Below are 12,593 nucleotides of genomic sequence, written 5' to 3' on the forward strand. Positions count from 1 at the left end.
GGGGTGCAGCGCCCGTCGATTATCCACAAATCCTGTGGACAACCACGGGGAAAACCCATTAACACATGACAAAAGTGACGCCGGATCAACGACTTGCATTTCGGCGCCCACAGAATGAGCACGCCGAGTGCGCCTGGCACCGGCTCGGGTGGCCCGGGTGCGGGGCCGCCCGATGAATCGCGGCCTATTGTACTGTCACTCGACAAGCGCATCGCGCGACGTGGCCGACAGCCGAACGCGACGCGCCCCGGATACCCCGGCCGTCCGCCGTGCGCCGCTCGCCAGATGACGCGCATGGCGCAGGCGTGTTACGCGCTCTCGCCGCGCTGCTTGGCCTCGAGCACTTCCCAGCGTTCGAGCGCTTCGAGCAATTCCAGTTCAATGGCCTCGAAACGTTCGGACAATGCTGCCCCCGCTGCCGGATCTTTCACAAAGATGGCGCCATCCTCGAGCTTGGCCGCGGCGTCTTTCTGCTCCGCTTCGAGGGCCGCGATATGCTCGGGCAGGCCGTCGAGTTCGCGTTGCTCCTTGTAGCTGAGCTTGACCGTGCGGTTGGCGCTGCGCCTGGGCGCGCTCGGGACGTCCTTGGCCGCGTCCTCGGCCGGCGCGCGCTGCGCGGCCAGCGCCTGGGCGCGCTCGCGTTGCACCTGCCAATCGGTAAAACCGCCCACGTACTCGCGCCAGTTGCCGTCGCCCTCGGCCGCGATGACGGACGTCACGACGTTATCGAGGAACGTGCGGTCGTGGCTCACCAGGAACACCGTGCCGCCGTACTCTTCGAGCAGTTCTTCGAGCAGTTCCAGCGTTGGGATGTCGAGGTCGTTGGTGGGCTCGTCGAGCACCAGCACATTGGCCGGACGCGCAAACAGGCGTGCGAGCAGCAGGCGATTGCGCTCCCCGCCGGAGAGCGACTTCACCGGCGAGCGCGCGCGCTCCGGCGAGAACAGGAAGTCGCCCAGATAGCTCATCACGTGCTTGCGCGCGCCGTTGATCTCGATCCAGTCGCTGCCCGGGCTGATGGTGTCGAGCAGGCTCTTCTCGGGATCGAGCTGCGCGCGCATCTGGTCGAAGTACGCCACCTGCAGGTTCGTGCCAACGCGGATCTGGCCGCTGTCAGGGGCGATCTCGCCGAGGATGAGCTTGAGCAGCGTCGTCTTGCCCACGCCGTTCGGGCCGACGAGGCCGACCTTGTCGCCGCGCATGAGCGTTGCGGAAAAGTCGCGCACGACGACGCGCGCGTCATAGGCCTTCGTCACGTTGGTGAGTTCGGCGACGATCTTGCCGGACTTCTCCGCCTGCGCCACATCCATGCGCACGTTGCCCTGGATTTCGCGGCGCTCGGCACGCTCGCTGCGCATCGCCTTGAGGCGCTCGATGCGCGACACGCTGCGCGTGCGGCGCGCCTCGACGCCCTTGCGGATCCACACCTCTTCCTGCGCGAGCAGCTTGTCGAATTTCTCGTTCTCCACGCGCTCGACTTCGAGTTGCGCAGCCTTGCGCTCCTGGTACTGCGTGAAGTTGCCCGGATAGGAGAGCAGACGTCCGCGATCGAGCTCGACGATGCGAGTGGCCACGCGATCGAGGAAACTGCGGTCGTGCGTGATGAACAGCAGCGCGCCGCGAAAGCCGATCAGCAGTTCCTCGAGCCAGCGAATGGCGTCGAAGTCGAGGTGGTTGGTCGGCTCGTCGAGCAACAGCACGTCCGGACGCGCCACCCAAGCCTGCGCGAGCGAGACGCGCTTTTGCATCCCGCCGGACAGGTCGCCCACGCGTGCATGGGCATCGAGGCCCAGTTGCGCGATGGTCGTCTCCACGCGTGTTTTCAGCTGCCACGCGTCGGCGGCATCGAGCGACGACTGCAACGCGTTCAGACGGGCGAGCAGCGCGTCGTGCTCCGCGCCCTCGGGCGCCTTGGCCAGCGCGCTCGCGGTGCTGTCGTAGTCGGAGAGCAGTTCATGCCATTCGCCCAGGCCGAGCGAGACGACGTCGAACACGCGCTTCTCGCCGTCGAATTCGGGCTCCTGCGGCACGTAGACGGTGTGCAGGTCGGCCTGGCGCGCGACGAGGCCGTCATCCGGCGCGGTGAGTCCCGCCACGATCTTGAGCAGCGACGACTTGCCGGCGCCGTTGCGCCCGATCAGTCCGACGCGCTCGCCGGCTTCGAGCGAAAAATCGGCATTGTCGAGCAATGCCACGTGACCGAACGCCAGTTGGGCGCCCGTGATGGAATACAAGGCCATGTGTCGGGAAACGCGAGAACCGCAAAAGCACTATTGTAGTGCCGGGCACGGCGGCCCGGGCGGAGAAGGGGACTGGGGGCGCGGCGCCGCGGCATGGCCGCGCTCAGACTAATGCGCTCACTGCGGCACGCACCATCTCGATGTGGAGGATGCCGTCCTCGTCGTATGGCTCGCTGGCCTTGACGAATCCGAATCCGCCATAAAACGCTTCGAGGTGGGCCTGCGCGCCGATGCGCAATGGCGTCTCTGGCCATTGCATTTCGGCGATCGCGACGGCGCGGGCGAGCAGCTCGCGTCCCAGCCCCGTGCCGCGATAGGCGGCGGTGGTGATCACCCGTCCGATCGACGCCTCCTCGTAGGCGAGGCCCGGGGGAAGCAGGCGCAGGTACGCGGCGATCTGCAGCCGATTGGCTTCGTCGCGCGCCTGAGCCACGAGATGGAGGCTATGCGGGTCGCGTCCGTCGATGTCCTGATACGGACACCGTTGCTCGACCACGAAGACGGCGTTGCGCGCCGACAGGATGCGGTACAGCAGCGCGCTGCCCAATTCATCGAACGACTTGCACATCCATTCCATTGCCGACTCTCCAGCCTCGCACGACTTGCGGTGTGAAAGGCGGGACTATAGCACCGTCGCCAGATGACGATGCCAGCATCACGCAAGGGGAATGGACGGCAGAAAGGCCGGCTTACTGATAGTAGACGATGCCCTGCTCGATGTCGGCACGGGCGTTGCGCTCCGCGTCATCGAGTGCGTTGCCTTGCGTGGCGAAGCCGTAGGCCGTCTGTACCTGATAGACGCCGACCTTTTCCATACCCTGGCTGGTCGGACGATGGATTTCGTAGAAAGCGTCCCAACGGGCGTTGTCGCGCTCGACGGCGCGCACGCTGTACTGGAATTCCTGATATTGCGTTGTTTTCATTTTCTGTTCCTTCTTACTGCAAAAAATATGACTGATAACTATCCCTCTCGAATCGGCTTACGGTGATGAGAGTGCAAAACCGCACAAATGTTTCCGTGAAGTGCACGCAGCGTATCGGCCCAATGTGACGGCCACGCGACATTGGCGTGACTGACATGCGACGCATTGGGTCGACGGGAGACGGCGTGCGGCGAGTGGCCCCATGCGCGCCGGCACCACGCAATGCGCGGACAAGCGATCCTGGGCAACTTCCTGTTTCGGGGGAATGGCGGCGTGCCGGCCCACGGGCCCGGCGGCAAGAACGTCGAACTATCCGAGTTCGTTACGAACCCGCGTCGAAGCGTTCCCGGCCTCTTTGGGTCGGCACATGGCCGCACGTGGCGACATGTGGCGGCACACCCCGCGCGACACATCTGTGTAGTGGTAATCGTGTTGTGCGGTGGCCGTCGCCGGACGGACAGGAGCGTTGCCCGGCGTTTCATGCCACGAGAACTGCGTTCATTCGGTCCCGAAGTTGACGGGCAGATCGACGCAGTTGACGAATGATATCAGAAAACAGCGTCCCGTGCATCGACGGGCGGCAACCCCTCTCCGGGCGGGGGCGCGGCCGCCCGGGTTCGCCGGTCCGATCGGGCGCACGCCCGTCCCGGCAGGGCTCACGGCATTACGGTACGGTCGTCGATTTTCGCGAGAATCCAGTACATGTAGCCGGCGAACGCGCCGAAGATCACATGCCCGGCCACCATGATCCAGGAGCGCGACTCGATGAACCAGGGGAACAGTTGCGTCATCACGTAGAAGTTGACGGCGTAGACCACGAGTCCGAACACGGCGCCGGCAATCGAGACCGTGACGACGTCGGAGTCGAGCCGGAACGGCGCGATGATGGCGCCGAGCACCACGCCCAGCACGACGCCGATGGCCGCGTGGACCATGAGCGCCATGGCCACGATGGACACATCGAACGTGGCGGGCTGCGACAGGATGCCCGGCCCGAGCACGATGGCGGCGACCATGCGCGGCGGCACCCACGGACTCTGGCCGGTGACCAGCAGCACCATGAGCATTTCGACGGCGCAGAAAAAGGCGCAGGCCACGAAGCCGGCGACGGCGGCCGCCGCCCAGTCGGGCGAGCGGTGCGTGAAGCGATGCGACTGGAGGTGCAGTTCCATGATGTCCTCCCTGAAAGGGTCACTCACAGAGCCGCCGGCGGGACCGGCAGTGTTTTCAGGATAGAACAATCCAGCGCTGGCGATGGGCGGTCGTCTCGCTATACTTGGCGTCAACCCGCCGCCGGCGGGACTTCAGGGGAGAGATCGTATGTTCAACGGACTTCTCGGCTTGCTCATCGGCATTGTGCTCGTTGGCATTCCCGTCTGGCGGATTCTCACGCGCCTCGGCCTCTCGCCGTGGCTCACCGTACTGGCCTTCATCCCGATCGTCAACATCATTTCCCTGTGGCTGCTCTCCTATGCCAACTGGCCGGGGCAGCGCAACACCATGTAGGCGCCCGGCGAGACAAGGCTGGCCCATCGCCTCCTTCCGCCTCCTTCCGCCTCCTTCCGGCCGACCGGCGGCCGATGCTCCGCTTTCGGGGCGTGGGCCCCGCCCCGACCGTCCCCCCGTCCAAGGCGAGCGCGCGCTTCGGCGTCGCGCCCGGCCCCGATCGGCAGGCGGGCCCAGCGCCTTCAGGCGGCCCTCGTCGAGCGCAAACGCGCGTCGTCGCTCGCCCGTGGTGCAGTGCGGTACGGTAGAATGTTCGCCAAACACCGAACACTGGACAGGCATGAGCACAGAGCTGAACGCGGCATCCAATTTCATCCGCAACATTATTGACGAAGACAACCGGTCGGGCAAATGGGGCCAGCGCGTCGAGACGCGTTTTCCGCCCGAGCCCAACGGCTATCTGCACATCGGTCACGCCAAGGCGATCTGCCTGAACTTCGGCGTGGCGCGCGACTACGGCGGCGTGTGCCATCTGCGCTTCGACGACACCAACCCCGAGAAGGAAGACACCGAGTACGTCGACTCGATCATCGACATGGTCAAATGGCTCGGCTTCCGTTACGACACGCCGCAGAAGGAACATCTCTATTTCGCGAGCGACTATTTCGAGCAGCTCTATCAGGGCGCCGAAATCCTGATTCAGCGCGGCAAGGCCTACGTCGACAGCCAGAGCGCCGAGGACATGCGCGCCAACCGCGGCACGCTTACCGAGCCGGGCAAGGATTCGCCGTTCCGCAACCGCTCGGTCGAGGAGAACCTCGACCTGTTCCGCCGCATGCGCGCGGGCGAATTCGCCGACGGCACGCACGTGCTGCGTGCGAAGATCGACATGGCGTCGCCCAACATCAATCTGCGCGACCCGGCCATCTACCGCATTCGCCATGCGCATCACCATCGCACGGGCGACGCCTGGTGCATCTACCCGATGTACACCTACGCGCACCCGCTCGAGGACGCGATCGAGAACATCACGCACAGCCTGTGCACGCTGGAGTTCGAAGACCAGCGCCCGTTCTACGACTGGGTGCTCGGCGAGCTGGCCGACGCCGGCATGTTCACGCGCCCGACGCCGCAACAGATCGAGTTCGCGCGCCTGCAGCTCACCTACGCGATCACGAGCAAGCGCAAGCTGCGTCAGCTCGTCGACGAAAAGTACGTTGACGGCTGGGACGACCCGCGCATGCCGACGCTCGTCGGCCTGCGCCGTCGCGGCTTTTCGCCGGAAAGCCTGCAACTGTTCTGCGAGCGCATAGGCGTGGCCAAGTCCGCCTCGTGGATCGACATGAGCATTCTCGAGCAGGCGCTGCGCGATGACCTCGATCCGAAGGCGCCGCGTGCCACGGCCGTGCTCGATCCGCTCAAGCTGATCATCGACAACTATCCGCAAGGCAAGCAGGAAGACTGCCAGGCTCCGGTACACCCGCACTTCCCCGAGCGCGGCATGCGCACGTTCCCGATTTCGCGCGAGCTGTGGATCGAGCGCGAGGACTTCCAGGCCGAGCCGGTCAAGGGCTTCTTCCGCCTGTTCCCGGGCAACAAGGTCCGCCTGCGCTATGGCTACGTCGTGGAGTGCACGGGCTTCGATACCGATGCGAACGGCAACGTGATCGCCGTGCACTGCAACTACTTCGAAGACAGCCGTTCGGGCACGCCGGGCGCGGACAACTACAAGGTCAAGGGCAACATTCACTGGGTGAGCGCGCCGCACGCACTGGCCGCCGAAGTGCGCATCTACGACCGTCTGTTCCTCGATCCGAATCCGGACGCCGGGGAGAAGAACTTCCTCGATTACATCAACCCGGACGCCAAGCGCGTGACGCAAGCATACGTCGAGCCGGAACTGCTGAGCGTTAAGCCCGAAGACCGCGTGCAGTTCGAGCGCCACGGCTACTTCGTGGCGGACCGCCACGATTCGGTCCCGGGCAAGCCGGTGTTCAATCGCATCGTGTCGCTCAAAGACAGCTGGGCCGCCAAACCCGCGAAGGGCGGCGGCAAATAAAGCGATGTCGGCAACGTCGCCGACATCCGCAACGTCTGTCGGACAACACCCGCGCCGTTGAGCGCGGGTTTTCTTTCTGGGGGCGGCAGCCGCTCGCCTCCACCGCACCCTGGCGTGCTCGCCCCTCCCACGCATCCGGGAGGATTCGAGGCCGGAGCACCAGGCCGACCGCCAGGCCAACCACCAGGTGATCACCGGGCTGATGTGCCGGCTCGAATACGGACTATAACGCCCGCATGCGCCCGGCCTGCGCCGTTCGGCGTAAGCTCGCGCCCATTCGATTCCGTCTCGCGCGACGGACGGCTTGTGCGGAGCTCTCCCGATGCCCCCCGCCCACGCAGGTCCGCCCATGCGTTCGTGCTCATCCGCTGCCGATGCCCTCGCTCCCATCCACGCCCGCGTCGATTTCGCTTCGCCCGGCCCTCCTCTCGCGTCGCTGGTTGACGTCGGCGTTGCATGGCACGGCGGCCAGTTTTGCGCAGATTTACTTCATTCCGTCGGCCGGCGCCGGGTTGCTGTTGTTTGCCGTACTCGCGTTGGCTGACTGGACTGCCGCGCTGAGCGGACTGGCCGCGAGCGTTACCGCGTCGGTGGTCGCGCTCGGACTGCAGCTCCCGCGCGAGGCTCGGCGCGTCGGGTTGTTCGGGTACAACGGCGCGCTCACGGGCATCGCGTTCAGCGCGTTCTGGCAGCCGGATGCGGCCTATGCGCTGTGGCTCGTCGCCTGCGTCTGCCTGACGGTACCCGCAACCGCGGCCCTCGTCCGCCGCAACGTTCCCGCCCTGACCGGGCCGTTCGTTGGCGTCATGATGTTGTCGTGGGCCGCGCAATCGTGGCTCGGGCTGATGCCGCGCGTTGGTGCGCCCGGCTGCAGCATGGGCACGCCGGGGTTCGTTTTCTGTGCCGTCGGACAAGTCGTATTCGTGGCGCCGCTCGTGCTCGGACTGCTGGTCTGGTACGTGCTGGCGCTCTGGAATCTACGCGCGACGTTGTGGGCGCTCGCCGCAGGCGTTCTCGTGTGGTCGGTGCTGGCGCTCATGGCAGCGCACTGGCCCGCACTGGCGGGGCATGCCGTCGGCATTGGCGTGAATGCGTTTCTCGCGGCGTTGGGCCTGGGCGCGTTCGGGCGCCGCCCCCTGCTGCGCCTTGTCGGCGCCGGATTCGCGGCCTTGCTCTGCGTCGGCCTCGGGACCTGGCTCGAACCGCTGGGATGGCCCTACTTCACGCTTCCGTTCAATCTGGCGGTCTGGATCGTATTGGCATGCGGTGTCACGGCACGGTAGTCAGCGCACCGTTGTCGGAACCCTGTTGTGAGATAGCGGCTGCGTCGTGCGCCTGGTCGCGGGCCTGATCGCGAGCCCAATCGCCCGCCTGATCGCCGGCCTGATCGCGGGCCTGGTCGCGAGCCAATCGCGCGCCTGATCGGGGGCCCTCGGCTGGCGCCCCCGAGGCGCGCCCGCGCGGCCGCCGACGGCGCCCACCGGCGAGGCAGCGAGGCAAAAAAATGCCCGGAACCGTGACGTCCCGGGCACTCGCGCTTTACCGACCTCGTGATGACGAAGCTACCGTCCTCGCGGCAGCGTCGGGTCAGCTTCCCCGTGTGGTTTTGGCCTGCCCTGACTCGCGTCCGAGCCGTTGCTTCGTTGTTATGGCGGCATCCTCCCTAACACCCGCAAACGCCCCCCGACGTTGCGAATCGTTACCGGAGCCCAGGCCTCTTGCGTGCCATACCTGTATCAACGGCCGGTCACGGAAAAAGTTGACGGGGGTATACACCGACGCTTTTTGCGGTTTTGCCAGGCGGGTGCGTTCGCGGCGGTTCGCGCGGCCGGCCGCGATGACGCGCCGCGGCAGCGCATCCACATCACCTCATGCCGGTGCGCCGCCCTCCGTCGCACGGCGCGAGACGGCAGGCGTCTTCACGACCGCGTACCGCGCCAGCGTCTGCCTGCGTGCGACATCGTGCGCCACCACCGGGTGCGGATAATCGCGGCCCAACGTCACGTTCGCCGCCGCGAGCACGTCGGCATCGGCGCGCCATGGCGCATGGACGGCCTTGCCCGGCAGGCCAGCGAGTTCCGGCACGTATTTCCTTATGAAACGCCCCTGAGGGTCGAACTTCTCGGACTGGGTGACCGGATTGAAGATCCGGAAGTATGGTTGTGCGTCGCAGCCGGTGGAGGCCGCCCACTGCCAGCCACCGTTGTTCGCCGCCAGATCGAAGTCGTTGAGCGCCCGGGCAAAGTAGGCCTCCCCGCGACGCCAGTCGATGCCCAGGTCCTTCACCAGAAAGCTCGCCGCCACCATGCGCAACCGGTTGTGCATGTAGCCCGTCTGGCGGATCTGCCGCATGGCGGCGTCCACCAGCGGATAGCCCGTCCGGCCCTCGCACCATGCCGCGAAATGGGCGTCCGCCGCCGCGCCGCTGGCCCATACGATGGCGTCGCAGGCGGGCTTGAACGCGCGCTCGACCACGCATGGGTGGTGATGCAGGATCATGAAGTAGAACTCGCGCCAGATCAGCTCGCCCAGCCACGCCTGAGCGCCGCGGCCGGCCTCGCCGCCGCCCAGCATTGCGGCATGGGCCTCGCGCGCCAGCGTGCGAATCGAGAGGGTGCCGAAACGCAGATGGACGGAAAGATAGCTCGGGCCGCGCACCGCCGGGTAGTCGCGACGCTCGTGGTAGTGCGCCATGCGCGGCAGGAAATCGTCCAGCAATTGCCGCGCGCCGCGCTCGCCGGCAGGGATTGCCATGTGCCGCGCCTCAGGCACGTCGAAACCGAGCGCCGCCAGCGTCGGCACCGCCCCCACGTCCGGCGGCGCCGGGGCCAGCCGCTTCAGATCGGTCGCCCGCCCGTGCGGCGCCAGATCGGCTGGCCGGACCTGCCTCAACCACGCGCGCTGATAGGGCGTGAAGACGCTGTACGGTTCTCCTTGCGCGCTCAGGATCTCGCTGCGCTCGAAGATCACATGGTCCTTGATCAGTTCGAAACGCATGCCGAGTGCGTCGAGCGCTCGCGACACCGCGCGGTCTCGGGCGAGCGCCGCGGGCTCGTAGTCGCGGCCGGCAAACACCGCCTGCACGCCAAGCGACTGCGCGAGCGCGGGGATCTCCGTCACCGGATCTCCGTGCCGCACCATCAGCGCGCCCCCCTCGCGCTCGAGCGCCTGTGCGAGTTCGGTGACACTGTCGTGGATGAACGCCACGCGACGGTCGTCGCGCGGCAGGTCGGCAAGGATCGTCGTATCGAAGACGAATGCGACATACACCTGAGCGCACGCCGCCAGCGCCTGCGCCAGCGTCGCGTTATCCGTGCAGCGCAAGTCGCGCCGCAGCCACACCAGTCCCTTGTGGAATTCGCTCATGTCGGAATGGTGCGACACGCGTCGCACCTGCCTCGGGTGGGTTCCTCGAATCCCGTACCATATCGGCATCGCGAACTTTATGCCATCGGCATGGACGACTTCATGACTCGGATGTTTCCGACTTTGGCCGGCGCGCGTCGCCTCGCGCCAATGCGGCTTTGCGCGGTGGCCGCGCTACTGCTGACCGGCTGCGCGACCCCGTCAAGCCCGTCGGCGCCGGCGTCAGCAACCCGCCCCGCGGCGTCCGACGCCGCGACCCTGCGCGAGCGCCACCTGGTGGCCGCAGACGCTGCCGCGGCCCAATACCGCACTTGCCTCTACGGTCATGTCGCGCGCTACGTCAACCTCGTGCCCGATCCGGCCCGGCTTGCCGACGAAGCGGCGACCGAGTGTGCGCCGATCAGCGAGCGTTTCCGTCGCGAGCGACAAGCGGCCATCGCGACCTACACGACGCCGGCCGACGCCGCACAACAAGCCGATGCGGCCACGCTCACACTGCAGGCCGACGGGCTTCGCGTTGCGCGCGCTCGCGCCACGGAGCTGCGCGCGCTGCAATGAACGGTATCGCGAGGCCCGCGCCCGGCAACGCCGTTACGTAGTCTCCCGAACGTGCTTTCCCTAATCGGGCAAGCCCCGATTGGCGAACGATGGCCGGCTGACCAAAATGAAATCGCCCTCTTACGTCCTTTTGGGGGTACTGCGACAACGTCATTTGCCCGCTTCGGCGGGCATTTTTCTTCGGTATCCGCAGGAGTCTGCCCCTGATGTCCGGGGCAAGGAGACGGCGATGTCCATCTTCTGCCGACGCGCGGCAGCGCTCACTTGCCGTCGCGCTCATGCCGCGCCGGCACGTCCTCGTCCGGCGACGCTTCCCGCGATGCACCCGACGCCCCCTTTTCCGGCTCGTCGTGCCCCAGCCACCTGTGCGCGATATCCTCGATCGGCCCGCCGACCGCCAGCACGATGAGCAGCAACACCATCGCCGCGACGGCGATGTGCCAGCGTCCCAGCCCGCAGATGATGCCGATGCCAGTGGTGCTCCAGAGCGCCGCCGCCGTGGTAAAGCCATGTACCGAGCCGCCGCGGTTCGGCCGGACGATGCAGCCTGCGCCGAGAAAACCGATCCCCGCAACGATACCCTGCACCACCCGGCTCACCGACGAGGCGTCATAGGACAGCGACGTCCCGGGGAATGGTACGACGGCCAGCACGAACAAGGCTGAACCGAACGAGACGATGGCCAGCGTGCGTAGCCCGACGGACTTGTGGTGCAGGTTCCGGTTGAGCCCGACCATGCCGCCCAGCACGAGCGCGGCCATCAGCCGCAGCATGACTTCGATGATCTCCGCCATCCCCCACCTCCCGCGCGTTCGAGCTACGTTTGCGATGTTTCATTATCGCCCGCGCCAGCCCGACCGAGCGACGCACCGCCGTCCCAGTCGTCGAAAAGCCGCAATTGCCGCGTCGCCTGCGCCTCGAGCAGCCGCACCCCCACGCCCAGCAGGCGGACGGGCTTGCGCCGGCGTCCGACAGCTTGTGCGAGCAGTTGATGGCACTGCGCAGGATCGACGCCAAGCGCGCCCGCTTCGGCCGTCGTGCGTGAAAAGTCGGCAAAGCGAATCTTGACGAAGACCTTGGCCACTGCGAGCGGCTCGCTGCGGCGCGCCCGTTCGATCCGCTGGGCCAACTGGTGCAGCAACGGCTCGAGGGCCGTGGCGCAGTCGGCCAGCGTGCGCAAGTCACGCGTGTAAGTCGTCTCGACGCTGATCGATTTGCGCTCGCGCTCCGGCGACACCTCCCTCGTGTCGATACCGCGGCAACGCTCGTACAACCGTTGCCCGAACACGCCGAAACGGTCGATCAGCTCGGTCATGGAATGGCGGCGCAGGTCGCCGCACGAATCCACGCCGAGCGCGCGCAGTTTCTCTGCGGTGACCTTGCCCACGCCGAACAGGCGTTCGACGGGAAGCGCGGCCACAAACGCGTCGACTTCGGCCGGCCGCACGACGAACATGCCGTCCGGTTTGCGCCAGTCGCTGGCGATCTTGGCGATGAACTTGTTCGGGGCCACGCCGGCCGAGACGGTCAGCCCCACTTCGGCGGCGACGCGCGCGCGAATCTCGCGGGCGATGAGCGTGGCCGATCCTTCGCATCGCTCACTGAGAGTGACATCGAGATATGCCTCGTCCAGTGACAGCGGCTCCACCAGTTCGGTGTAATCGCGATAAATCGCCATGATGCGTTGCGACGCCTCGCGATAGCGGTCCATCGACGGCGGGATGATGTGCAGGCTCGGGCAAAGCTTGAGCGCCTGTGCCGACGGCATGGCCGAGCGCACCCCGAAGGCCCGGGCTTCGTAGTTGCAGGTCGCCACCACGCCGCGCTGGTCAGGCTGTCCGCCGACGGCCAGCGGGATGCCTCGCAACGACGGGTTGTCACGCATCTCGACCGAGGCGTAGAAACAGTCGGCGTCGCAGTGGATGATCTTGCGCGTGGTGGTGGACATGGCGGACAGGCAAAAACACTGTGCAAATATACAGCATTCGCGCAACGTATGCG

The 12,593-nt window shown here is 66.4% G+C and carries 11 protein-coding genes; 4 read left to right on the forward strand and 7 right to left on the reverse strand.

Going from position 1 to position 12,593, the window contains the following annotated elements; genetic code table 11:
* Nucleotides 1–308 precede the first annotated feature (308 nt).
* From CDN36_RS03375 to CDN36_RS03390, 4 genes are all read right to left on the reverse strand, one after another.
* The gene (locus CDN36_RS03375; protein ID WP_287495989.1) at nucleotides 309–2,240 is read right to left on the reverse strand and encodes an ATP-binding cassette domain-containing protein; all 1,932 of its coding nucleotides are present in this window, start codon (nucleotides 2,238–2,240) and stop codon (nucleotides 309–311) included.
* A gap of 103 nt (nucleotides 2,241–2,343) precedes the next feature.
* The gene (locus CDN36_RS03380; protein ID WP_287495990.1) at nucleotides 2,344–2,817 is read right to left on the reverse strand and encodes a GNAT family N-acetyltransferase; all 474 of its coding nucleotides are present in this window, start codon (nucleotides 2,815–2,817) and stop codon (nucleotides 2,344–2,346) included.
* Nucleotides 2,818–2,929: 112 nt separating this feature from the next.
* A complete protein-coding gene (locus CDN36_RS03385) occupies nucleotides 2,930–3,163 on the reverse strand; it encodes a hypothetical protein (RefSeq protein WP_039410031.1) in 234 nt (77 codons plus the stop codon).
* Between the two features lie 656 nt (nucleotides 3,164–3,819).
* A complete protein-coding gene (locus CDN36_RS03390) occupies nucleotides 3,820–4,335 on the reverse strand; it encodes a hypothetical protein (RefSeq protein ID WP_150554964.1) in 516 nt (171 codons plus the stop codon).
* A gap of 148 nt (nucleotides 4,336–4,483) precedes the next feature.
* Here CDN36_RS03390 and CDN36_RS03395 point away from each other — a divergent pair, with 148 nt between their 5' ends.
* From CDN36_RS03395 to CDN36_RS03405, 3 genes are all read left to right on the forward strand, one after another.
* Nucleotides 4,484–4,669, forward strand: coding sequence for a hypothetical protein (locus tag CDN36_RS03395; RefSeq protein WP_287495991.1), 186 nt, complete (start codon nucleotides 4,484–4,486; stop codon nucleotides 4,667–4,669).
* 280 nt (nucleotides 4,670–4,949) lie between these two features.
* Nucleotides 4,950–6,668, forward strand: coding sequence for a glutamine--tRNA ligase/YqeY domain fusion protein (locus CDN36_RS03400; protein ID WP_150554962.1), 1,719 nt, complete (start codon nucleotides 4,950–4,952; stop codon nucleotides 6,666–6,668).
* A 374-nt stretch (nucleotides 6,669–7,042) separates the two neighbouring features.
* Nucleotides 7,043–7,951: an urea transporter gene (locus tag CDN36_RS03405; protein WP_174966316.1), complete on the forward strand. Its 909-nt coding sequence runs from the start codon at nucleotides 7,043–7,045 to the stop codon at nucleotides 7,949–7,951.
* Between the two features lie 586 nt (nucleotides 7,952–8,537).
* Here the strand turns inward: CDN36_RS03405 and CDN36_RS03410 are convergent.
* A complete protein-coding gene (locus tag CDN36_RS03410; RefSeq protein WP_287496004.1) occupies nucleotides 8,538–10,034 on the reverse strand; it encodes a cryptochrome/photolyase family protein in 1,497 nt (498 codons plus the stop codon).
* A 102-nt stretch (nucleotides 10,035–10,136) separates the two neighbouring features.
* On the opposite strand from CDN36_RS03410, the gene CDN36_RS03415 reads away from it, so the two are divergent.
* Nucleotides 10,137–10,592, forward strand: a complete 456-nt coding sequence (locus CDN36_RS03415; RefSeq protein ID WP_150554960.1) for a hypothetical protein — start codon at nucleotides 10,137–10,139, stop codon at nucleotides 10,590–10,592.
* Between the two features lie 260 nt (nucleotides 10,593–10,852).
* On the opposite strand, the gene CDN36_RS03420 is transcribed toward CDN36_RS03415, so the two are convergent.
* Nucleotides 10,853–11,386 carry an MgtC/SapB family protein gene (locus CDN36_RS03420; RefSeq protein ID WP_150554959.1) on the reverse strand — a complete coding sequence of 178 codons (534 nt, stop codon included), beginning with the start codon at nucleotides 11,384–11,386 and terminating at the stop codon, nucleotides 10,853–10,855.
* Between the two features lie 23 nt (nucleotides 11,387–11,409).
* A complete protein-coding gene (dinB, locus tag CDN36_RS03425) occupies nucleotides 11,410–12,540 on the reverse strand; it encodes a DNA polymerase IV (RefSeq protein WP_287495992.1) in 1,131 nt (376 codons plus the stop codon).
* Between the last annotated feature and the right edge of the window lie 53 nt (nucleotides 12,541–12,593).

Origin of the sequence: Pandoraea sp. CB10b_02 (assembly GCF_002216225.1) — a bacterium.
GTDB classification, from domain to species: Bacteria; Pseudomonadota; Gammaproteobacteria; order Burkholderiales; family Burkholderiaceae; genus Pandoraea; species Pandoraea nosoerga.